The following is a 23,708-nucleotide window of genomic DNA, read 5'->3' as shown; positions in this document are numbered from 1 at the left end:
AATGCCCGGTAAAAATACAAAAAAAAACCACAATTAAAAGCAAAACCATCTTTTTCGTGACACGGTCTCTTCTAGGCTGCTGTAAAATCCGTAACTTTGCAGAATTTTAATCAACATATTTTTAATAACGTCAAAGGGCGGAGAATTGTTTTATGGCCAGCAAATATCAGGAATATAATCAGCTGAATTTACCGCAGATAGAGAAGGATATATTGGCGCACTGGGAAGAAATCCAGGCATTCGAGAAAAGCGTATCCATTCGCGAAGGCGCCACTCCTTTCGTATTTTATGAAGGTCCGCCTAGTGCGAACGGTATGCCTGGTATTCACCACGTGATTTCCCGTACCCTGAAAGATCTGGTTTGCCGTTACAAAACAATGAACGGTTTCCAGGTGAAACGTAAAGGTGGCTGGGATACCCACGGTTTACCTGTGGAACTGGGTGTAGAAAAAATGCTCGGTATTACCAAGGAAGCTATCGGTAAAACAATTTCCATTGAGGACTATAATAAGGCCTGCCGCGCAGAAGTATTAAAATTCAAAGATAAATGGGATGACCTGACCCGTCAGATGGGATATTGGGTTGACCTGAAATCTCCGTACATCACTTTCGACAATAATTATATTGAGAGTCTGTGGTGGTGTCTGAGCGAACTGTATAAAAAAAATCTGTTATATAAGAGCGTTAGTATCCAGCCGTATTCTCCGGCTGCAGGTACTGGGCTGAGTTCCCATGAGCTGAATATGCCGGGTTGCTACAAAGAGGTAAAAGACACTACTGTCGTAGCGATGTTTAAAGCGATCGAAGCTGACAACTCCGCATTTCTGTTTGAAGCAGCAAGAAAAATTGCTGCTGATGCAGAAGTATTCTTCATGGCCTGGACCACTACTCCATGGACGCTCCCATCCAACCTGGGTCTGACCGTAGGTGCTAACATCGAGTACACCCTTGTACGCACGTTTAACCCATATACCCATCTGCCGCAGTTTGTGGTAATGGCGAAAGACCTGCTGGGTAAGTATTTCAAACAGGAAGGTGAAGACGGCGATTTTGCTGCCTATAAAGAAGGAGATAAAATCATTCCCTGGCAGATTTTGTCTGTATTCAAAGGAAGTCAGCTGGAAAACATCCGTTATGAGCAGCTGCTGCCTTACGTACAGCCAGAATCCGGCGATCCGTTCCGTGTACTGTTAGGCGATTTCGTAACAACAGAAGATGGTACAGGTATCGTGCATACTGCTCCTGCTTTTGGTGCGGATGACTATCGCGTAGGACAGAAATATGACATCGGTATACTGACCCTGGTAGATCGTCAGGGTAAGTTCCTGGATGAAGTAGGTGAGTTTGGTGGTCGTTATGTAAAGAATTATAAGAACGATCCGGAGTATAAAGACGTAGATGTTGATATCTCTGTAAAGCTGAAGAGAGAAAACCGTGCTTTCAAAGTAGAGAAATACGAACATACTTACCCTCACTGCTGGCGTACACATAAACCAGTACTGTATTATCCTTTGGATGCGTGGTTTATCAGAACTACTGCGGCTAAGGAGAAGATGGTAGAACTGAACAAGACGATCAACTGGAAACCAGCCAGTACCGGTACAGGCCGTTTTGGCAACTGGCTGGAGAACATGGTTGACTGGAACCTGAGCCGTAGCCGTTTCTGGGGTACGCCGCTGCCGGTATGGAGAACAGTTGCTGTGAAAGAGGATAGTCCGGAAGGCGCTGTACAGAAATGTCTGGGTGCAAAGAACGAACTGGTGGGTGCGCTGCTGTTTGTGAAGAAAGATGAATTCAAGGCGGATGTATTAAATGCAGACAGTGCGCTGAGCAAACGTATCGCGGCTCATAATGCACAGTACGTTGGAAAGAGTAAGGAAGAACAGGAGCAGTTTGTTATTAATATAGATAAGATTCGCGCGAAAATTCAGAAAGAAGAGATCACCTTGGTAGATGTGGCTTTGGCTAACTTCTACCTGACAGATCTGGTGAGTAGCTATTGCGTAGCGATTACCGAAGAAACATTAGCAGATATCGACCTGCATAAACCAATGGTGGACAATCTGATCTTCGATCATGAAGGGCAGCTGATGTATCGTGAGCCAGATCTGGTGGATGTTTGGTTTGATAGTGGAGCGATGCCTTATGCCCAGTGGCACTATCCGTTTGACAACAAAGAAGAATTTGCGAAGAGTTTCCCGGCCGATTTCATTGCGGAAGGTGTTGACCAGACACGTGGCTGGTTCTATACCCTGCATGCGCTAGGTACTATGCTGTTTGATAACGTTGCATACAAAACAGTGGTATCAAATGGGCTGGTGCTTGACAAGAACGGGAATAAGATGAGTAAGAGTGTGGGTAATGTTGTGGATCCGTTCGCTACACTGGAACAATATGGGGCGGACGCAACACGCTGGTACCTTATCACCAATGCTTCTCCGTGGGATAGCATGAAATTTGATGTAGAGGGGATCCGGGAGGTACAGCGTAAATTGTTCTCCACCCTGTATAATACGTACAATTTCTTTGCGATGTATGCGAACCTGGACAAATTCACGTTCAGCGAAGCATATGTACCGATGGAAGAGCGCCCGGAGATAGACCGCTGGATTATATCCCTGCTGAATACACTGGTGAAAGACGTTACAGGCTATTTTGATGATTACGAGCCTACCCAGGCGGGAAGGGCGATACAGTCCTTCGTTGACGAGCATCTGAGCAACTGGTATGTGCGTCTGTGCCGTCGCCGTTTCTGGAAAGGTGAGTACGCTCAGGACAAGATTTCTGCTTATCAGACCTTGTACGAGTGTCTTGAAACACTGGCCCGTTTAATGGCGCCTGTGTCACCGTTCTTTGCAGATTGGTTATTTGGCAACCTGAACAAGGTAAGTGGTCGCCATGCGGAGGCATCTGTTCACCATATGCTGTTCCCATCTGTGGTAACAACAGCGATTGATGCGGACCTGGAAGAAAGGATGCAGCTTGCGCAGGATATTTCCTCGCTTGTGTTGTCTCTAAGAAAGAAGGTAAATATTAAGGTACGTCAGCCGTTACAGAAGATACTGATACCAGTACAAAACCTGCATATTAAAGAACAGATTGAAAAAATTCAAGATCTGATAAAAAGTGAGGTGAATGTGAAAGGTATTGAGTATCTTACGGAAACGGAAGGTTTTATCAAGAAAAAGATTAAGCCAAACTATAAATCCCTGGGTGGTAAAATGGGGGCCAAGATGAAAGCCGTTGCGGCTGCCATCAGTGCATTCTCTGCTGCCGATATCGCATCCCTCGAACGTAACGGAGAATTTATCCTTCAAATTGAAGATGAACAACTGCCTATACAGTTATCTGACGTAGAGATCATCTCAGAAGATATTCCCGGTTGGACCGTAACTAATAAGGGCGCACTTACAGTGGCGCTCGATATTACTATTACACCAGAGTTGTTGGACGAGGGCAATGCCCGTGAATTAGTCAACCGTATTCAGAAGATCAGAAAGGATAATGACTTCGAACTGACTGACAGGATACAGGTAAAAGTGGCAGTAATCGAGAGCTTGAAATCGGCGATTATTAACTATAATGACTATATTTGCACGGAAATTTTGGCAGATAGTTTGGAATTAGTGCCGGAATTACAGGATGGAATTGAAATAGAAGTAAATGATTTGACATTCAACGTATTAGTTAACAAAAAAAGCTAATCCCCATGGCAACAAGCAAGAAAGTTGCTAGTAAAAAGACCCAGAAAGCGGTAACACCGGCTAAAAAAGCAGCGGCAAAACAGGTTACTCCTGTAAAGAAATCCGCAGCAGCCAAGCCAGCGACGAAGAAGGCAGCAGCACCTGCAAAGCCAGCTGCGAAAACTTCGGCGCCAAAAGTTGCCACCAAACAGGTCAAGCCAACTACAACGCAGAAAGTTGTTGCCAAAAAATCAGCAGTTACCCAGACGGCTTCGTCAAGTAAATCTGTAGTAAAGAAAGCACCCGTAGCAGCACAGGCGGTGCCTCATACCGAAGTAAAGAAAGCAACGGCTCCTGCTAAGCCCGCAGCTTCCGCGAAAGTGCCTGATACAAAGAAAGTGGTGACGCCAAGCGTTACTGCAGATAAAGAAAAACTAATTTCCAAGCCAGAAGAAAAAGAAGTAATAATGCCAGTAAATAAAAAAGACGATAAAGAAAAAGTAGTTGCTAAAGACGCCAAAAAACCAGCGGACAAAGTACAGAAAGCTGAAAAAGCAGCACCAGCAGCAAAAGCTGAAAAGCCGGCTGACCGTACTGAGAAAGTTGATAAAAAAGGCGCTTCCAAAGCAGCTACATTAGTAACCTACCAACCAGAGTTTACTAAATCTGTTCTCGATCAGCCAGAACAGCCGTCCGGTCCTGTTTACCGCTATAGTGATACAGATCTGCAGGAATTTAAAGACCTGATCCTGAAAAAGCTGGAAGCTGCTAAAAAGGAACTCGTATATCTGCAGGGCCTGATCACTCGTAAAGATGAAGCAGGTACCGACGATACCGAAAACAAATATATGAGCATGGAAGATGGTTCCGGTTCTCAGGAAAGAGAACAGCTGAACCAGATGGCAAGCCGCCAGATCCAGTTCATCGATCACCTCGAGAAAGCACTCGTGCGTATCGAAAACAAAACTTACGGTATCTGCCGCGTAACCGGTAAGCTGATCGATAAAGCCAGACTGCGTGCTGTACCGCATGCTACGCTGAGTATCGAAGCGAAACTGGCGAAAAGCAAATAAGTAACTACTTATCCAGTTATAGGAAAAAATCCTGATCAAAAATCCGTTAAGCACAGAGCCGGCATTGCCGGGAAGTGGTAGCGGAGGGAAGATCAGGATTTTTGTTTGGGGAGAGGTATGTTGGTCATCCATTTTTGGCGTTCCAGATTTCTTTCCAGCGGCAAAACTCTGACGGTCTTACCCGATAACGTGCAAAATTGCCTTCATGTAATGACAGTAATTCAGTTTCCACTCTTTCGATAATCAAGATCGATCGTTTTCTGGAAGGGAGGCTGCTTTATTATTAATACCCGCTGTTGCTTCTTTTTGTGACATTGCCTCTGAGATAATCTGACTGATAAGCGGGCGGATCGTGTCGCGATATTGTAGATGGAATGGGGCTGGCGTACCTGATAATTGTCTCATTGTTATCTAATTTGTACACATTTAAAAAAAAGCGTCCCCTCTTTTCAGAAGGAACGCCAGTGTAAATAAACAGGGGCTTCAAGGAGAAGTTCTTTATGAGACCTCTTGTTTTTTGCGTTTAGTAATCTGCCTGGCCGCCAGGTAAACTAACCCTACGGACGCTAATCCGATAAGGCTTCCCACACCAATCCTTTTTGCCTGTTTCTTACTGATCGCTGGTAAGCGTAGCTTGAACTTCTCAGGACTGGCCTGGGCTATCTGCAACAACGGTTCCATCCATGGGCCGGGAATAATTTTATCTGCAATTTTCTCTGCGTCGGGGTTGACTGCATCAAATGCAACGCCAATTCCTGCTTCTTTCAGCAATTGACTACCATCAGAACCACTACCAACATATATAATATTTTGTGGAGTGACGTGGTATTTGTCTGCAATATAGGTTAATATATTGCTCTTACAATACACCGGCGCCTGAGCAGGCAGATTTTTGTCTGTGCAGAGGAAATATTCAGGAATGGTCACCTCCCCTGTCGCCACGCTATTGAATAGATGCAATTTGTTGGCAAACACGAAGTCCATTCCCAGCTTGTTTTTAACATGGCGGGCTACACATTCGAAGCCATCCGTAATAATACCACAGGTATATCCTCTTTTCTTCAGCTCACGTACGACTACTTTAATGTCGGGTACCAGCGATACTTCGTCTGCTACCTCAAGCAGTTCTGCCAGATTTCTGTCCTGGAAAAGGGTGGCAGTATGCTCTATAACGGATACCGGGTCGGAGAAATGGCCCCTGATCTGTTTTAAAGTATTCTCAAAACCGAATTCTGTAGCGGCTGCCATCAGGTAATCCTCTCGGAAGATGGTCTCGTCGAGATTGAAGATGACCATTTTGTGAAGCTTGTCAATAGATTCCAGGATAGAATATTCCATCTGTTCACGGATCATATTAATGTTACCCAGTGTTTCCAGGTTTTCCTGTGGAATGTTCTCCGCTTTACGCAGAATGGTACGGGATACTTCCCTTGACATTTTGCTCAGCTGTTCCCAGGTCTGCATGGCATTTTCTACGCGACCAATATTGGCTTCCGTAATGCGGGCGCCCTGTAGGTGCAGGTCGATCAGCAGTCCGATATCTACCCCATAGTCGTTTTCAAACTGAACCTGTGATAATAATGATTTCCTGGCTGCAATCATGCCGCTAAGCGGTTGGTTGAAATTCGCCAGTTCAGGAAAAAGAATACTGAGCAATGGTTTGGCCACCAGTTGTGTAACCCTGCCTGCCTGTCGCTCGAAATAGGATTTTACAAAATCAGCTTTTCCCTCAATAATGGGATCAGTCAGTAATTCCACTATATTGTCCGGATAGGTCAGGATATCACCATCTACATACATGACAATATCGTTCTTGGCGGCCATCATACCTTCCCGCATGGAAATTCCTTTGCCCCGCTGACTGCTGGTAATGACGCGCACTTTCTCTTTCAATGCTTCCTCAACCGAATTGTCGTTGGAATTATCATCTACCACAATGATCTCAATTTTTCTTGTCGTCTTTTTGATGGTTTTGATTACCTGACGTAATGTAGCCCCTTCATTCAGAACCGGAATGATAATAGAAATCATAGGTGAATGCTTGTTTAATGTGAATAATCGGCCGTTGATAAAAATGTCATCAGGCCATACATGGACATAGGGCCAATGGGTCACAAAAATAGTACCATAGCAGGCCCTGCTGGCCAATTACGAATTAGGAATTAGACAATTAGGAATTGAAATGCAGCGGAGACAGGAGTCCGTGGAATATTATTGAATGATTAATTATCATAAAAGGAAACGGGGCATTCTCAGCCAGAGAATGCCCCGTTTCCTTTTATTACAGTATGCTGTATTATTTGAATTCCTGCATCTCTACCAGTTTACGGTAGATACCATCTTTAGAGATTAGCTCGTCATGTGTGCCGCGCTCTCTTATCTCTCCCTGATCCATTACGATGATCTCATTCGCGTGTTGGATGGTAGACAAACGGTGTGCAATCACAATAGTGGTGCGGTTTTCCATCAGCTTATCCAATGCATCCTGTACCAGTTTTTCTGATTCTGTATCCAGGGCTGAGGTGGCTTCATCCAGGATGAGGATTGGCGGATTCTTGAAGATAGCACGTGCAATAGTAAGACGTTGACGCTGCCCTCCACTGAGTTTCATACCACGGTCACCGATCGGGGTGTCATAACCGTTCTCCAGCTGCACGATGAATTCATGTGCATTGGCAATTTTTGCAGCTCTGATCACTTCTTCCCTGTCAGGGTTTTCCTGTCCGAAGGCAATGTTGTTAAATACGGAATCATTGAAGAGGATAGCTTCCTGCGATACCATACCTGTCAGCGCACGCAGATCATGCATCTTCACGTCACGGATGTCTTTCCCATCAACGAGAATAGCACCGGAGGTCACGTCATGGAAACGCGGAATCAGGTCGGCCATAGTCGATTTACCGGCGCCACTCTTTCCTACCAGGGCGATCATACGGCCTTTGTCGATAGTCAGCTGAACATTTTTCAGCACTGGCTTTTCATTATAGGCAAAGGTGACGTTTCTGAATTCGATATTCTTTTCGAAGCCAGCCAGTGTCTCCGCATTGGCTTTATCAGTGATCGGATTGGGTGCATCCAGGATACGTAGTACACGTTCACCGGCAGCCAGACCTTTGGGCATTGCTGTAAAAGCACTACCGATAGATTTAGCCGGCGCCAGGATCTGGAAGTAGAAACCCAGGTAAGCGATAAAACCGGATGCTGTCAGTGAAGGATCACCTGCCAGGATCAGACGGCCGCCATACAACATGATGACGATCACAATCAGTACGCCCAGGGTTTCAGATACCGGAGACGCAGCTTCACGCTGGTCTGACATCGCTTTGACAGTACGGGCAAAAGCCCTGTTATCCTGGTCAAATTTCTTTCCGATGAACTTTTCAGCGTTAAATGCCTTGATAATACGGATGCCGGACAGTGCTTCTTCCGTGATATTCAGGAGTTTACCTAATAATCCATGACTGAGAACGGACTGCTTTTTCAGTTTTTTGGAAATAGAACTGAGCACCAGACCAGATATCGGGAAGAAAACAAGGGTAAAGAAAGTCAGCTCCTTTGAAATATAAAATAAGGTAATAAAGGTCGAAATAATCACAAACGGATCACGGAGCACCGTCTGCATAGAGGTCACCACTGAGTTTTCCACTTCCACCACATCAGAGCTGATCACGGAGAGCAGATCCCCTTTACGTTCGTTCTGGAAGAAGGAAAGGGATTGCGTACTGTACTGGTGGAACACTTTCTCACGCATCTTACGTACCATGGTAACACGTACACGGGTCAGCACGCGCTGACTCAGGTAACCAAAGATGTTTTTGAGCGTGATGGCGATGAAGAGGATCACACAGACATATACCAGTATGGCAAATTTGTTGCCGTTGTAATGTACCAGTAACTCATTATAATAGAAGTAGAATACCTGTTTAAAGTAAGCGAAAGAAAATGAAAAATCCGGGAGCACCGATACCACTTCCTGCTTACCGGTGGAAAAGAGTGTATCCATTAATGGAATCAGCAGGGTGAAGTTTACGAGACTGAACAGCGTATAGAGGAAAATGTATACAACATATTCCGGAACGTAGTGGTGATAGGGCTTCGACAAACTCAGCAACCTGAAAAAAGTCTTCATCTTACGATTATTTATCTTATCTGTTTTGCTTTTCCGGGAGCAGGAACCGATTTTATATCTGTCAGCACATGCCCGTTTCCTTATCTTTGCCGGAGAAGATTGAATTAAGGGTGCAAGTTAATACAATCTCAAATCTTTAAACATTATGCAGGAAAGCAAAAGACAGAAACAAATAGGACAGCTGTTACAAAAGGAACTGAGCGAAATATTTCAGCGGATGGGATTCAACGTGGTAGATGGAGGGATGATCTCCATTTCTTCCGTAAAGTTGACCCCGGATCTGCTGGAGGCAAGGGTGTATCTGAGCATGTTCAAAATAGCTGATTCCCATGAAATGGTGAACAGGATCAAGGAAAGAATGGGTGAAATCAAGAAAGACCTGGGTAACCGTGTGGGCAAACAATTACGCCGTGTACCTGAAATTTCGCTGTTCCTCGATGATACACTGGAATATATCTTCAAAATGGAAGAGCTGTTCAAAAAGATCAAAGAAGACGACGCAGGGAAGGAAAACAAATAAAATAGCTTCACTTTGATCTGGCAGTTCGCATCCCGTTATTTCAGGGCTAAAAAAAGTACCAATGCCATCAATATCATTGCCTGGGTAAGTGTTTCGGCTATTGCGGTAGGTGCAGGCGCGCTGATTGTTATTCTCAGCGTTTTCAACGGATTTGAAGGACTGGTGAAATCCTTATACTCTACTTTCTACCCCTCTGTCAAAATCAGTGCAGTAAGTGGAAAAAGTATTACCCTCACGCCAGCGCAATTGAAAAAGATTGCCGGTGTGAAAGGTGTTGCCTATATGACGGAAGTGATAGAGGAAAAGGCGGTATTGCGCTACGGACAGGGAGATCAGACGATCGCTATCCTGAAGGGTGTAGACAGCAACTACAATAAAGTGGCTGCTGTCGATAAAAGCATGTCCCGTGGCAAGTTTGACACCGGTAATGAGCAGGATGGCTATACGGCTGTGCTGGGCATCGAATTGGAAATGGCGCTGGGCGTAGATGTGGACAGAGACCTCACTCCGGTCAGCGTATATCTGCCCCGCAGGAACGTCAGCAGTGTCACAACGCCGGAAGATGCACTTGGCAGCGGTATTCTGTATCCGGCCGGCTCTTTCGCGATTCAGCAGGAGTTCAACAGCAAATATGTGATTACCAATATCGCGTTTATGCGCGGACTGCTTGGCTTAAAGGAGGATGAAATGTCAGCGCTGGAGGTAAAAGGAGCTTCCGGACTGGATGACGTTGTGCTGAAACGCCGGTTACAGGAAGTGCTGGGGGCTGACTATAATCTCCAGACCCGCTACGAACAGAATCAGGCTCTGTACGCTATCATGCAGACGGAAAAGTGGGCGGTATATGTGATCATGAGTTTTATCCTGGTAATCGCCGCTTTTAATATGATTGGTAGTCTGTACATGCTGGTGATGGAAAAGCAAAAGGATATTACGATCCTGAAAGCAATGGGAGCCCGTCCACAGCTGATCACCCGTATATTCCTGGCAGAAGGGATGATCATTGCAGCTATTGGCACTGTCATCGGATTTGGTATCAGTATTGGTTTTTGCTTACTACAGCAGCATTTCGGTCTGATCAAGCTGGAGGAGGACTCTTTTCTGGTGAATGCCTATCCGGTGAGTATGCATATTTCCGACTTTATCCTGGTGAGTATAACAATTGTTGTTATCGGCGGGGCGGCCAGTTGGTATCCGGCCAGAAGAGCTGGGAAACAGGATATTGAATTAAAAGCAACCTGATGATCAGTATCATATAACTATATGAGAGCCTCCGGAGACGGGGGCTTTTTTATGTCTGGAATAAATAAAAGAGGCGGTCGCCATAAAGGGACCGCCTCTTTTATCTTATTCGAAGTCGTGTGGTGTATGCAGACCACATTGATCTATCATTCGTAATTGCCAGATTCTTGCAGACTAGTAATCGCCCAGTTCTGCTGGTTCTGGTAACTGCTCCAGCGCTTTTGCCAGTTGCTCGTCGCTTGGTGCAATACCGTGCCATTCGTGGTGACCTTCCATGAAGTCAACACCTTTACCCATTACAGTTTTCATCAGGATCACGATTGGCTGGCCCTGGCCGGTCAGGCTAACTGCCTTTTCCAGGGTAGCTACCACTTCATCCATGTTGTTACCGTCCATGTGCAATACTTTCCAACCGAAAGAAGCAAATTTAGGTTCCAGATCACCAAGACCACCTACCTGTTCAACAGTACCATCGATCTGCTGACCGTTCCAGTCAACAGTTACAATCAGGTTGTCAACTTTATGGTGAGGAGCGAACATGATCGCTTCCCAGTTCTGACCTTCTTCCAGTTCACCATCACCATGGAGGGAGAATACCAGACGATCGTCATTATTTAATTTCTTAGAGAGTGCAGCACCGATAGCTACGCTCATACCCTGACCAAGGGAACCTGACGCTACTCTGATACCTGGAAGGTGTTCGTGTGTAGTCGGGTGACCCTGAAGACGGGAATTGAGTTTGCGGAAAGTGGCCAGTTCTGACTTGTCAAAATAACCTGCGTGGGCTAAAGTGCTGTAAAATACTGGAGAAATGTGCCCATTGGAGAGGAAAAACAGGTCCTGATCTAAACCATCCATTTCAAAAGGCTGCGGCTTATGCTGCATTATTTTGAAATAGAGCGCAGTAAAGAAATCTGCACATCCTAAAGAACCGCCTGGATGGCCGCTTTGGCAGCCATGCACCATACGAACTATATCCCGTCTTATTTGTGTTGCTATGTCTTTCAACTGAGGCATGATAATTGCAAATTTTGAGATTGCTAAATTAATAGAATTTAGATAGAATCTGGCATATTTGGTCTCTAAGCTAATAGTTTTTAGTGACTAAGACTCAATTCTTTTTAATTTCCTATTTTTGTGATACACATTTGATTGAAATTAATATCTTTGTAATAATCAAGCCCCTCCCAATATGGAGAATGTTTTAATTGCGACTGTCCTGAGTTTTGTTATAACCTATTTTGCAATTCCCGTACTGATCAGGGTTGCAGAGTTGAAACATCTTTATGACGAACCGGACGAAAGAAAATCTCACAAAGCGCGTATACCAACTTTAGGGGGTATAGGTTTCTTTTCTGGATTTGTGATGGCATCTGCAGTATGTGTACCAGGATTTGCAGATTCTCCATTTCAGTACATGGTCGCAGCTTTTATAGTTATTTTTATGGTGGGTATGAAAGACGACATTGTTGGTCTTTCCCCGTTAAAGAAACTGATTGGCCAGTTAATGGCTTCTTTTGCTGTTATATACCTCGGTAATTTACAGATCAATAGCATGTATGGTATCATGGGTATCGAAGCCCTGCCTCCTTACATCAGTCTGATGCTCACCTATTTTACTTTCCTGGTAATCATCAATGCATTCAACCTGATAGACGGTATTGACGGTCTGGCGGGTAGTATTGGTATGCTGGTATCTGGTGTAATGGGTACCTACTTCCTGTATACAGGCGAGTTACTGTATGCGGTAATGGGTTTTGCTATGTCAGGTGGTCTGGCAGCATTCCTGATCTATAATATTTCTCCTGCCCGCATCTTTATGGGCGATACCGGTTCCCTGATGGTTGGATTGGTGAATGCGATCCTGGTGATCAAGTTCATCGACGTGGCAGGTAATCCCGCAGGAAAACTGCCTGTAAACTCTGTTCCTATTGTGGCCATTGCTATCCTGGTAATGCCACTGTTTGATACATTACGTGTTTTTGCGATCCGTATGATGCATGGAAGGTCTCCTTTTTCGGCTGACCGTAACCACATTCACCACTATTTCCTGGAACTGGGTCTGACCCACAGACAGACAACCGTGGTGATGGTATCCATCAATGCTGGTTATATCGTGTTAGCATTTGCTTTGCAGAATATAGGTTCTGCGTATCTGTTAAGCGTGATCCTGGGTTCTGCCCTGCTGCTGACAGGTGTACTTTACCAGATGAAGAAAAGAAAAGAGGCAATGTTGCGTGCACTGGCAGTTTCTGCTATCAGTGAAGCGGCAAATGAAGCACAGGCTGCTATTAACCATCCAAAGATCCTGCGCGTAAACACAAAGGGTGTCCTCCAGGACAAATAATTTCAGGCCCGGTCATCCTGTACCGGGACCTTCCCCTCCGTTCCCCCTTTCCAAATTCAGATAAATCCTGTAGGTTTGCAGGCACTTAATTATTTTTTGCTATGCAAGATGATCTAACGTTAATAATAGAAGATGCCACCGCAACCATGCGTAAGGCTATCGGACACCTGGAATCGGAACTTACCAAGATCAGGGCCGGTAAAGCCAATCCGCAGATACTGGACGGAATTACGGTAGACTACTATGGTTCGCCTACTCCCCTCGCGCAGGTAGCTAATATCACTGTGGCAGATGCCCGTACACTGACAGTTCAGCCATGGGAAAAAAATATGCTCCAGCCTATTGAAAGGGCTATCATCGCCTCTAACATCGGTATTAACCCACAGAACGACGGTATCATCATCCGTATGTTCCTGCCGCCACTGACAGAAGAGAGAAGAAAGGAATTTGTTAAACGTGCATTGAATGAAGGTGAGCAGGCAAAAATAGCTATCAGAAATATCCGCAGAGATGCGATCGAAGGCATCAAGAAACTGCAGAAAGATGGTCTGAGCGAAGATACCGCAAAAGACGCCGAAGCAGATGTACAGAACCTGACCAACAAATATATTGAACTGGTAGATAAACACACCGCTCAGAAAGAGAAGGAAATCATGGTTATCTAACAGAACCGAACTTATTACATATAAGCATTTAGGCAAAACGCTGATCCGATGGGTCAGCGTTTTGCTTTATTGACAGTGTATACACTGAGCAGAATGATACAAAGGCAAAGTACCTGCAACCAGGAGATCTGCTCTCCTGCCAACAGCCCCCAGCCAATTGCTACTACCGGTAAAGCATAGGTGACCATCGAGGCAAACATAGCCCCAGCTTTATTGATCAGAATATAGAATAATACAGACGCAACACCACTACCCAGGATGCCCAGCGTTACACTGGCTGCCAGAGAGCTCCAGGGGATAGCTGGTCCTGAGAGTATGCCAAAAAAGCCACTGAATAACAGTACCGGCAGCGCGAAAACAGCACAGAAGAAAAGCGCAATGGACCCCAGTTGCAGGGAGCTATATCCCTTCAGGTGATGGTGTACCAATGCAATATTCAACCCATAACAGATCGTGGCAACCACAATCCAGAGGCCGTAATACCAGTAACCGGCATCCACTCCTTTCACGGCAAACAGCATGACTACGCCCAGCAGTCCGACACAGATACCCAGCAACTGTTGCTTTACAATAGGTGCACGAAACAGGAAAAATCCTGCCAACAGCGACATTAATGGTACAAGGCTATTCAGTATACCCGCCAGTGCACTGTCTATACGGGTTTCTGCTATACAGAACAGATATGCCGGTAAGAGATTACCCAGAATACCCGACAGGATGATCATGGGAATTTTGTTCAGCGGTGTCTGACGGATGAATTTTATAAAAAAAGGCAGCAGGGCCACACCGGCGCTAAGCAGGCGTAAACTGGCTACCTGGTATGGTGAAAGAGCCTGCAGACCGATTTTCATCAGAATGAAGGAACTGCCCCAGGTAAGTGATAAAAGAAGGAAAATGCTCCAGTGAATGGCACGGTTGTTCAAAAGCGGTTGATTTAAAGGTGCAATGTCCGAATATTTTGCTACACAGATCAGTAGAATTTCGTGCTACCGCAACACTTCGGATTGTATTTTGTTACAAATACATGAACTAACCCTTTCAGCATGAGTAAGATCAGATTATCAGAAATCAGCACGACACCTCCCGATGGAATGGATAAGGAAGCTATCAAGTTAATGACCAAAGAAATAGTTAAAGAACTGGATGAATTACAAAATCTGCTATATGCAGAACATAAACACTCGGTATTAATTGTCTTACAGGGAATGGACGCCAGTGGTAAGGATGGGCTGATACGTAAGGTATTGGGCAATATGAATCCGCAGGGGGTAAATGTAAAGTCATTTAAGGGACCAACTGATGAGGAGAAAGAGCATGATTTCCTGTGGCGTATTCACCGGCATGTACCAGCCAAAGGCATGATACAGGTGTTTAACCGTTCTCATTATGAAGATATTCTTATACAGCGTGTACACAAATGGATAGACGATAAAACTGCTGAAAAAAGGATGCAGGCGATCAATGATTTTGAGCGTTTGCTGAGCGAAGACAACAACACCACAATACTTAAATTCTATCTGCACATTTCGCAGGAAGAGCAGTCAAAACGATTACAGGAAAGGCTGGAAGACCCGCGTAAAATGTGGAAATATAATAAGAGTGATGCTGTAGAGGCTAAGCTTTGGAAGGATTACAGAAAGATGTATGAAGATGCCATTGAAAATTGTAACGAAGTGAAATGGAATATTGTACCGGCAGATAAAAACTGGTACAAAGAATATGTGGTGGCACAAACGTTGAGGGATACACTGCGTTCGTTTGAAATGCAGTATCCTAACCTGGAGCAGTAAATGTCATGTGAATGAATGTTATAACTTATAATAACTATCTTAGCAACTGATTGTCTTCACCCTTAAAAATAGTTGTATATGTCTTTCTTCAAAGAGTTTAAAGAGTTTGCCACGAAAGGAAATGTAATGGATCTGGCTGTCGGTGTGATCATTGGTGGTGCATTCCAGAAGATCGTTACTTCACTGGTTGATAATATCTTTATGCCAGTGTTGGGGATTGTCACTGGTGGTATTAATTTCAAAGACAAGTTCTGGCTGTTGAATACAAGTAAGGGTACCGATTTCCCTTCATTGGAAAAGGCGAAGGAAGCGGGTGCACCAGTATTTGCCTATGGTGCATTTGTACAAAGTATCATTGATTTCATACTGATCGCTTTCTGTATATTCCTGCTCGTGAAATTCATGAACAGTATGCGTAAGAAGAAAGAAGCAGCACCAGCAGCCCCACCAGCGCCAACAAATGAAGAAAAGCTGCTCATGGAGATCCGTGATGCACTGAAGAATAAATAAACTCATTATAACAGCCGGATTGTGAAACCCGCATCCGGCTGTTCTTCCAACTCCGAAAAAAATTCTCTTTTAGTTTCCTAACTTTGCGGCCGCGTTCGATAGACGCGGCATGTTCGTAACGCCCATATAACGGCAATCATATTATCCATAGCATTAAACAACTTTTTAAACTGATGAGAAAATCCGTCCTGACTATTATTTGCTTTTTGGTATGCTTCCAGGTGCTGCACGCACAAAGCGACTGGATGAAAACATCCAGAGAAGAAGCCAGCGGAAAAATCAAGAAAGACGCCAACGACACCGTTCCGGCTGTATGGAAAAAAGGTGGCATCTTCAACCTGAACATTAACCAGGGAAGCCTTACAAACTGGGCTGCGGGTGGTGATAAATTCTCCTTCTCCGTAGCTTCCAATCTGAATGCGTATGCATTTTACAAGAAAGGGAAAAACAACTGGGATAACGTACTGGACCTTGCATATGGTTATGTTAATACGACCAGTCTTGGTGGTCGTAAAAGTGATGACCGTATCGGTATCACTACAAAATATGGCTACGAAATCGGTAAAAACCTGTATCTGAGTGCCCTGTTAGACCTCCGTACACAGTTTACCGATGGTTATCTGTATTCCAGCGTAGACTCGGTGAAACCTACATTGGTGTCCCGTTTCTTCTCTCCTGCATACGTACTGCTGTCTCCCGGTCTTGACTACAAACCCAGTGATCAGCTGTCCGTTTTCTTCTCTCCTGTTACTGCACGTTATGTAGTGGTGATGGATGATCACCTGGCAGCGCAGGGCGCATTCGGAGTAGATACCAGTAAACATGTAAAAAGTGAGCTGGGTGCTTACCTGACTGTCAACTGGGTAAAGACACTCGCAAAGAACATCGTATATAAAACCAGGATGGACCTGTACTCCAATTACAAACATAATCCGGAGAATATCGATCTGTTCTGGACCAATAGCCTGAATCTGCAGGTGAACAAGTACATCTCAGCAAACATATCCCTGGATATGATTTACGATGATGATGTGCGTGTTTTCGAAAACCCCAAAACAGGCGTTTTAGGGCCTAGATTGCAGGTAAAGCAGGTGATCGGGGTCGGATTCACCGCCAAATTCTAATGAGCGGGAATTTTCGTTATTTTTGATGGCTTTCACTTGATAATGCAGTTGCCATTTGGCACTGAAATACAAGTGAAAGCCATACATAACATTATGAATGACAACTCCTACAAAATAAAATTACCCCAGTTTGAGGGGCCGTTTGACCTGCTGCTCTTCTTTATTGAAAGGGACGAACTGGACATTTATAATATCCCCATTACTACTATCACCAACGATTTCCTCGATTATATCCATCACCTGGAATCGCTCAATATTGAGCTGGCCAGTGAATTTATCCTGTTCGTATCTACCCTGATGCGTATCAAGGCTAAAATGCTGTTGCCTCGTAAGGAACTGGATGAACAAGGAATAGAGATAGATCCCCGCCAGGAGTTGATCGATAAGATATTGGAATACAAACGTTTCAAGCAGGCAGCCGCTGAACTCGCAGAGCGCGAGGCCGAGCGTATGTTGCAGATCAAACGTGGAAACATAAAGAAAGAACTGGCCAGCATCGGAGAAGAGACCAGCGAGGGAACGGAAATACAGACCCTGACCCTGTTCAAGCTGACCCAGACCTTTGAAAAGGTCATGCAAAGGGTAAAACAGCGGGAAAACAAGCCTCAGCACGTTGTATACAAATATGAATACACCATGGAAGGCTCCCGTGAATATATGATAGAGCTGGCGGCCAGCGAAAAGACCCTCGCTTTTGAGAAAATCTTTGATCATTGTCGTGACCGGGTACATGCCATCTTCCTGTTTCTCGGTATGCTTGAACTGGTACAGATGAAATATCTGGGAATTATGGTAGGAGAAGGCAGGAATAATTTTATAATTGACTACATTGAGCCTGAGGACCGGGAGTTAGAAGTTGCCGGTACATTTGAATGAGTGATAAACGAGCACATATAGAAATAGTGTCTTTACCGAAGTACGCACAGGCGGATCCGAAATTTGTTGTATCCGGACTATGCGAACTGGGAGATGGGTTCTTTTCCAGCAATGGTATTCCCCACAGGCATGATTTCTATACCGTTTACTGGATCAAAAAAGGGCAACTTATCAATACCATCGACACTGTCACACATGCCGTAAAGAAGAACACCCTGTTCTTTCTGGCGCCTGGGCAGGTACATAAGATGGAATTCAGCGACAGGATCGAAGGATATATGATCGCTTTCCAGGACGCTTTTATGTGTCTGAAAGACCAGGCAGCTACCCTGATGGGCATCAATTCCTCTCTCTTCTTTAATAATCAGTTCAGCAGCGTCATTACCCTCAGTCCGGAGCAGGAAAAAGACTTCGAGATGGTGGTACATATGATGATGAAAGAGGTACAACAGCAGGAGGCAGACTATGAGACTGCTTTTCACGGCTTGTTGCGTTATTTCCTGGTACTTGCCTCCCGTATCAAGGGAAGCAGTATGCTGGCCGCTCCGGAACAACATGCTACCCATAACAGTTCCCTGTTCCTGCAATTCAAAAACCTGATCGAAGAACAGTATGTCACCTTGAAAAATGTGTCAGATTATGCTGCGATCCTCCATATTAAGCCGGTCTTACTGAATGAGATCAGCAAACAGTTGTCCGGTATTACTGCCGGAGAGCATATCCGCAACCGGGTTATCCTGGAAGCACAGCGTTATCTATATAATACAGATCTCTCCGCCAAGGAGATTGCCTATAAACTGGGTTTTGAAGATCCTCACTACTTCAGCCGCTTCTTTAAGAAATATACCAACCAGACCCCTTCTGAGTTCAAAGAAGCTTCTCGCGCAAGTGCCTGATAATTAGTATTTTTTAAGTCGGCGAAAAAAAGTACACCGATTAAGTCATTTTATCCATTCCTAACATTTGTTGCAACATGTAATTTTGTATTGTCTTAATGAAACGGATATAACAAACAGAAGAACGGCAGACAAGAACAAGAGAAAGGACAAAGTGAATCGATGACGTATTTGTTCATCAGATGGAAATAAGACAAAACGAATTGACAACGCAAGACTTAAAAAAACACTAAACTTAAAAAAACACTTAAAGTTATGGCAATCTGGAAAATCGACGCATCTCACAGCGATGTAGAATTTAAGGTAAAACACCTGATGATCTCTAGCGTAACTGGATATTTTGGTAAATATGAAGGAACTGCAGAAAGCAGCAGCGATGACTTCACCGATGCAAAGATCACTTTTGAAGCAGATGTAAACAGCATCAGCACGAAGAACGAACAGCGTGATCAGCACTTACAGGCAGAAGACTTCTTCCATGCTGCACAGTATCCAAAGCTGAGTTTTGTATCTACCGGTGTGAAGAAAGTGGACGATGAGAATTATAAAGTAACTGGTGACCTGACTCTGCGCGGTGTTACCAAACCAGTAGAACTGGCTGTAGAATTCAGCGGTATTGTAAAAGACCCATATGGTCAGACAAAAGCAGGTTTCGATATTAAAGGTAAAATCAACAGAAAGGATTTCGGCGTTTCATTCCATGCTGTAACTGATAATGGTGGTCTGGTATTGGGTGATGAAGTGAAGTTACAGGCGAGTGTACAGCTGGTGAAACAGGCTTAATCCGTTATAGACTGGCAAAAGCCATTGCAATAATGAAATGATGCTAATCAGTCTGGAATAAAGAATTTAAGACAGGGGAAACAGTGGCGGCAATGGATATGAGAAAGATGTTTTTTTGAGGATGATTGCCAGCAATAGTGTGAGCCGGATGAAGTGATTCATCCGGCTTTTTGTTGTATAAAAGCTTGTAGAGAAAAATCTACGTGTGGCAAGGTCTTTGGAAACAAAAAAGAATAGTAATTTCAGGAAGATTAACCACTTTGATCATTCACATATTCATTCATCTAATCAAACGTATTTATTATGAAAAGAACTGCATCCGCTAACTGGAAAGGTACCGGTAAAGATGGAAAAGGTACAGTAAGTTCACAGTCAGGTGTACTTGACAATACAGCATATTCCTATAAAAGCCGTTTTGAAGACGGTACCGGCACCAATCCTGAAGAGCTGATAGCGGCTGCGCATTCAGGTTGCTTTACCATGAAGCTCAGTTTTCTGCTTTCCGGCGCCGGTTTTACCCCTGAAAATATTGATACAAAAGCAACGATTACGCTGGAGAATGGCGCTATTACAAGCAGTCACCTGGAATTAAAGGCAACTGTTCCTGGTTTGGATAATGCGAAGTTCCTTGAACTGGCAGAAGAGGCAAGAACTAACTGCCCTATCTCCAAACTGTTGAATACGGAGATCACACTGGACGCTCAACTGGCGTAATCAGTAAGCAAAAAATCATTATAGAAAGAGCTGTGCGGTTATATACTGCACGGCTCTTTTTTATCGGTATAAATAGTCCACTCTTTTCAACAAGCTATCCATTTCCCTGCCTTCATTTAATGAGGATATTTGTATTGTAAAGGAGACAAGATATATGGACAAGATCATTCACAGAGCTGATTCACGCAGCTTCTCAAACCACGGCTGGTTACAGAGTTATCACACATTCAGCTTTGCAGGTTATTACAATCCTGAACGCATTCATTTTGGTGCATTACGTGTACTCAATGACGATATAGTAAAAGGTGGAATGGGTTTCGGTACTCACCCGCACGACAATATGGAAATTGTTTCGATTCCTTTAAGCGGATCGCTTGAACACCGCGATAATACGGGCAGACATGAGATCATTCGCAGTAATGAAGTACAGATCATGAGTGCAGGTAGCGGTATCGCACACTCTGAATTCAACGCTTCTAAAACAGATCCTGTTAACTTTCTGCAGATATGGGTATTCCCAAAACTAAAAGATATAACACCGCGTTATCAGCAGAAAGCATTTGATGTTGCAGAACGGCAGAATAAATTACAGGTAGTCGTTTCTCCTGAAGCAGACAGTGATGCACTCCTGATCAACCAGGATGCATGGTTTTCACTGGGACATTTTGACGAGGGGCAAAGTGTGGAGATTACGCCAAAAATGGCGCAACAGGGTAGCTATCTTTTTGTACTCGACGGAGAGGTAGAAATAGCCGGGGAAGTCTTGAAAGCACGTGATGCGATTGGGTTAAGCAATTACGATAGCGCTACGGTAAAGACACTCAAAGCGGCAAACTTTTTGTTGATTGATGTTCCTATGAGTTAATTGCCATTACCCAAAAACATAACGATATGAGTAATTCGACTACGAACATCGGGCTTGAAAAGAAAACATCCAAAGAACTTGCAGAGAAGCTGAATGTACTGCTGGCTACGTACCAGTTGTTTTATATGAATGTGCGTGGCTTTCACTGGAACATACGTGGTGACAAGTTCTTTACCCTGCATGTAAAATTCGAAGAGTTATATACAGACTCGTTGACGAAGATCGACGAGATTGCAGAAAGAATCCTGACGCTGGGATTCACACCTACGCATGCTTTCTCTGATTATATAGAACAATCTGTTATTGCAGAAGTGAAACATGAAAGTAAAGATGTGGCCTGTGTACAACATGTGTTGTCCGGCCTGCAGTCACTGATAGAGATCGAACGTGAAGTATCTGCGCTGAGCGATGAAGTGGGGGATGACGGTACAAACGATCTGATCACAACTTACATCCGTGAGCAGGAGAAGATAGTGTGGATGTACAACGCTTATCTGAGATAGAGAAACATGCAGATATAGACAGTGACGCGATAAAAACACAAAAGCCGAAGATAACTTCGGCTTTTGTGTTTCTGAGTAGCGAGGAGAGGATTCGAACCTCTGACCTTCGGGTTATGAGCCCGACGAGCTACCACTGCTCTACCTCACAATGAGGGTGCAAATATAGGTGTTTTTTTCTAATGAAAAAATCTTTGTTATATAATTTATCGGCCATCATCCCCTGAAATGACAGCTTACAAAGGTGTATCCCTCGGTGGCAGGGCGATACAGGCTGAAATAATTTTTTTTATTATATAATAATCCGCTGTTGTTTCACTGCCTGTAAAGATTACAAGCAATTAGTAGTCAGTTACACTATGATATATGGATGAAAATCTGAAGGAAATATCACATGGTAGAGATGCCTGAAAATGGCTCGTATGGCGGATTCTAAGCAGGTGTTTATTTGATGTAGCCTATGTGAAAAAAGGTTTGTACCTTAGAAATATGTAACGGACGAATATTGTATTGCTTAATTATTTCACGTTAAAATCAATACACATGGAAGTTTCCGCACAAACCTCAGACATCGAACAGATCAGTAACTGGAGAGACGAAGTGATTGCTACCAGGGAGTCTATCCGGTCTATGCGCAGTCAGTTGGAACAGCTTGCCCGCCACAAAACTGACGATGAATCCCTGGCCCAGATCGAACATTTCCAGAACCAGTTTATTTGTCAGGAAGAAAAAGCAGATGAACTGCGTCACGATCTGAAGCAATCTTCAAAGAAGATCTCCAATAATGGTCAGCCAGCTATATTACATGACGACCGCCCGGTTGATGATTATGATGTAATGTATGACCGCATGAATACCTTCAGAAAATTGTATAACGAATTGCAGGACGAATTTGAGAAATTCAGGTCTTTCTCGTGATCCTGTCTCTGGTAGTTATAGCTCTATCACTACCGCTGCACTAGCCGCATAACCGGTGCAGGTGAGGACAAAGCCCTGTTCTACCTCTTTGTCCGTTAATACTTCATTCAGGGCCATCCACACTTTACCTTTTGTACAACGGGCCGTGCAGGATCCGCAAACACCTCCTTTACAGCTGTAAGGTATTGCTATGCCTTGCTCAAGTGCTGCCGCCAGTATATTACGATTGCCGGGAAGGGAAAGCTGATGTACTCCCCCGCGGAAATGTATTGTCACATCTTTCCGGGAGGCATCATCCGGTACACCTATTCTTGCCAGTTGCGGCGCGGTATTTACGACGAAATTCTCCTTATGCAGCTGTTCCTCTTCAAAGCCCATAAAAGTGAGCGTTAAGAGCGCCATACGCATATATTCAGGAGGTCCGCACACAAAGAACTGGGCGTCCTGTTTATGATAGCGTAGCTGTTGCTGTACCAGTGGTTCCAGGGAGAGGTTACCCAGCCGGCGTATGATATGATCAGGCGGCTCGCTGCTGTACAGGTGTATGATATGCAACTGTTCAGGAAACTGTGCTTTAAGTGCCTGTAATTGTTGATGGAAGATAGTCCGCTGTTCAGAGCGATTGCTGTATACTAATTTGACATGTGCAGTGGGTTCATGATGCAGCACGTCTTTCAGGATTGAATATAAAGGCGTTATACCGCTGCCGGCGCCCAGTAAAAAGATATCCCTGGGAGTCTTACTGTGAGCGGGTAATGTAAAACGTCCGGAAGGCAACAGCGCTGTGATCTTGTCACCAACTTTCCAGTCGCGCAATATATGACGGGATATCTCGCCATTCTGCTTTTCCCGGACTGTTACAGACGGATAAGGATCAATGCCGGGCGTAGAACTGAAGGAATAAGACCTTCTGTATTCCGTACCGTGCAGATAGATCAGCAATGTAATGAATTGACCCGGCTGATAGTGCAATGGCTGTCCGTCGACAGTCTCCAGTCTGTAAGTAAATGTATCTGCTGTTTCCGCTATGACCTCCCTGATGCGGAGGTGTATATACAATTCATCCATATTAT

The 23,708-nt window shown here is 44.4% G+C and carries 21 protein-coding genes and 1 tRNA gene; 16 read left to right on the top strand and 6 right to left on the bottom strand.

Annotated features, from left to right (window positions below; all coding sequences use genetic code 11):
- Positions 1-152 precede the first annotated feature (152 nt).
- Both ileS and CPIN_RS38580 read left to right on the top strand, forming a co-directional pair.
- The gene (gene ileS, locus CPIN_RS01965) at positions 153-3,704 is read left to right on the top strand and encodes an isoleucine--tRNA ligase (protein ID WP_012788072.1); all 3,552 of its coding nucleotides are present in this window, start codon (positions 153-155) and stop codon (positions 3,702-3,704) included.
- A gap of 5 nt (positions 3,705-3,709) precedes the next feature.
- Positions 3,710-4,756: a TraR/DksA family transcriptional regulator gene (locus CPIN_RS38580; protein ID WP_012788071.1), complete on the top strand. Its 1,047-nt coding sequence runs from the start codon at positions 3,710-3,712 to the stop codon at positions 4,754-4,756.
- Between the two features lie 498 nt (positions 4,757-5,254).
- On the opposite strand, the gene CPIN_RS36255 is transcribed toward CPIN_RS38580, so the two are convergent.
- Positions 5,255-6,787: a glycosyltransferase gene (locus CPIN_RS36255; protein ID WP_012788070.1), complete on the bottom strand. Its 1,533-nt coding sequence runs from the start codon at positions 6,785-6,787 to the stop codon at positions 5,255-5,257.
- A gap of 265 nt (positions 6,788-7,052) precedes the next feature.
- On the bottom strand, positions 7,053-8,885 hold the full coding sequence (locus tag CPIN_RS01950) for an ABC transporter ATP-binding protein (RefSeq protein WP_012788069.1): 1,833 nt from the start codon (positions 8,883-8,885) through the stop codon (positions 7,053-7,055).
- A gap of 145 nt (positions 8,886-9,030) precedes the next feature.
- On the opposite strand from CPIN_RS01950, the gene rbfA reads away from it, so the two are divergent.
- Positions 9,031-9,405, top strand: coding sequence for a 30S ribosome-binding factor RbfA (gene rbfA, locus CPIN_RS01945; protein ID WP_012788068.1), 375 nt, complete (start codon positions 9,031-9,033; stop codon positions 9,403-9,405).
- A gap of 12 nt (positions 9,406-9,417) precedes the next feature.
- On the top strand, positions 9,418-10,647 hold the full coding sequence (locus CPIN_RS01940; protein ID WP_012788067.1) for an FtsX-like permease family protein: 1,230 nt from the start codon (positions 9,418-9,420) through the stop codon (positions 10,645-10,647).
- Between the two features lie 174 nt (positions 10,648-10,821).
- Here CPIN_RS01940 and CPIN_RS01935 read toward each other — a convergent pair whose 3' ends face one another.
- A complete protein-coding gene (locus CPIN_RS01935) occupies positions 10,822-11,664 on the bottom strand; it encodes a transketolase (RefSeq protein WP_012788066.1) in 843 nt (280 codons plus the stop codon).
- 175 nt (positions 11,665-11,839) lie between these two features.
- Between CPIN_RS01935 and CPIN_RS01930 the strand changes: the two genes are divergently transcribed.
- Both CPIN_RS01930 and frr read left to right on the top strand, forming a co-directional pair.
- Positions 11,840-12,994, top strand: coding sequence for a glycosyltransferase family 4 protein (locus CPIN_RS01930; protein WP_012788065.1), 1,155 nt, complete (start codon positions 11,840-11,842; stop codon positions 12,992-12,994).
- Positions 12,995-13,095: 101 nt separating this feature from the next.
- Complete coding sequence (gene frr, locus CPIN_RS01925) at positions 13,096-13,659, top strand: ribosome recycling factor (protein ID WP_012788064.1); 564 nt, start codon at positions 13,096-13,098, stop codon at positions 13,657-13,659.
- A gap of 53 nt (positions 13,660-13,712) precedes the next feature.
- Here the strand turns inward: frr and CPIN_RS01920 are convergent, their stop codons facing one another.
- The gene (locus CPIN_RS01920) at positions 13,713-14,582 is read right to left on the bottom strand and encodes a DMT family transporter (RefSeq protein ID WP_012788063.1); all 870 of its coding nucleotides are present in this window, start codon (positions 14,580-14,582) and stop codon (positions 13,713-13,715) included.
- A 120-nt stretch (positions 14,583-14,702) separates the two neighbouring features.
- On the opposite strand from CPIN_RS01920, the gene CPIN_RS01915 reads away from it, so the two are divergent.
- The 9 genes from CPIN_RS01915 (at position 14,703) to CPIN_RS01875 (ending at position 21,720) form a co-directional block, all read left to right on the top strand.
- Positions 14,703-15,449, top strand: coding sequence for a PPK2 family polyphosphate kinase (locus tag CPIN_RS01915; RefSeq protein ID WP_012788062.1), 747 nt, complete (start codon positions 14,703-14,705; stop codon positions 15,447-15,449).
- 78 nt (positions 15,450-15,527) lie between these two features.
- Complete coding sequence (gene mscL, locus CPIN_RS01910) at positions 15,528-15,959, top strand: large conductance mechanosensitive channel protein MscL (RefSeq protein WP_012788061.1); 432 nt, start codon at positions 15,528-15,530, stop codon at positions 15,957-15,959.
- Positions 15,960-16,132: 173 nt separating this feature from the next.
- Positions 16,133-17,083 (top strand): DUF3078 domain-containing protein, encoded by a 951-nt coding sequence (locus tag CPIN_RS01905; protein WP_012788060.1) that lies wholly within the window; start codon positions 16,133-16,135, stop codon positions 17,081-17,083.
- 93 nt (positions 17,084-17,176) lie between these two features.
- Entirely contained in the window at positions 17,177-17,959 is a 783-nt protein-coding gene (locus CPIN_RS01900; protein ID WP_012788059.1) for a segregation and condensation protein A, read from the top strand.
- Positions 17,956-18,855, top strand: coding sequence for a helix-turn-helix domain-containing protein (locus CPIN_RS01895; RefSeq protein ID WP_012788058.1), 900 nt, complete (start codon positions 17,956-17,958; stop codon positions 18,853-18,855). The genes CPIN_RS01900 and CPIN_RS01895 overlap by 4 nt, the downstream gene beginning before the upstream one ends.
- A gap of 255 nt (positions 18,856-19,110) precedes the next feature.
- On the top strand, positions 19,111-19,638 hold the full coding sequence (locus CPIN_RS01890; RefSeq protein ID WP_012788057.1) for a YceI family protein: 528 nt from the start codon (positions 19,111-19,113) through the stop codon (positions 19,636-19,638).
- A 303-nt stretch (positions 19,639-19,941) separates the two neighbouring features.
- A complete protein-coding gene (locus tag CPIN_RS01885) occupies positions 19,942-20,352 on the top strand; it encodes an OsmC family protein (RefSeq protein WP_012788056.1) in 411 nt (136 codons plus the stop codon).
- 154 nt (positions 20,353-20,506) lie between these two features.
- Entirely contained in the window at positions 20,507-21,217 is a 711-nt protein-coding gene (locus CPIN_RS01880) for a pirin family protein (RefSeq protein WP_012788055.1), read from the top strand.
- 26 nt (positions 21,218-21,243) lie between these two features.
- Positions 21,244-21,720, top strand: a complete 477-nt coding sequence (locus CPIN_RS01875; protein WP_012788054.1) for a Dps family protein — start codon at positions 21,244-21,246, stop codon at positions 21,718-21,720.
- Between the two features lie 76 nt (positions 21,721-21,796).
- Here the strand turns inward: CPIN_RS01875 and CPIN_RS01870 are convergent.
- Positions 21,797-21,868, bottom strand: a tRNA-Met gene (locus CPIN_RS01870).
- A 392-nt stretch (positions 21,869-22,260) separates the two neighbouring features.
- Between CPIN_RS01870 and CPIN_RS01865 the strand changes: the two genes are divergently transcribed.
- Positions 22,261-22,635, top strand: a complete 375-nt coding sequence (locus tag CPIN_RS01865; protein WP_012788053.1) for a hypothetical protein — start codon at positions 22,261-22,263, stop codon at positions 22,633-22,635.
- Positions 22,636-22,650: 15 nt separating this feature from the next.
- Here the strand turns inward: CPIN_RS01865 and CPIN_RS01860 are convergent, their stop codons facing one another.
- On the bottom strand, positions 22,651-23,703 hold the full coding sequence (locus CPIN_RS01860; RefSeq protein ID WP_012788052.1) for a ferredoxin--NADP reductase: 1,053 nt from the start codon (positions 23,701-23,703) through the stop codon (positions 22,651-22,653).
- Between the last annotated feature and the right edge of the window lie 5 nt (positions 23,704-23,708).

The organism is Chitinophaga pinensis DSM 2588 (genome assembly GCF_000024005.1).
GTDB classification, from domain to species: Bacteria; Bacteroidota; Bacteroidia; order Chitinophagales; family Chitinophagaceae; genus Chitinophaga; species Chitinophaga pinensis.
Note: the sequence above shows the minus strand (reverse complement) of the source record. Positions and strands in the feature narration are given on the sequence as shown.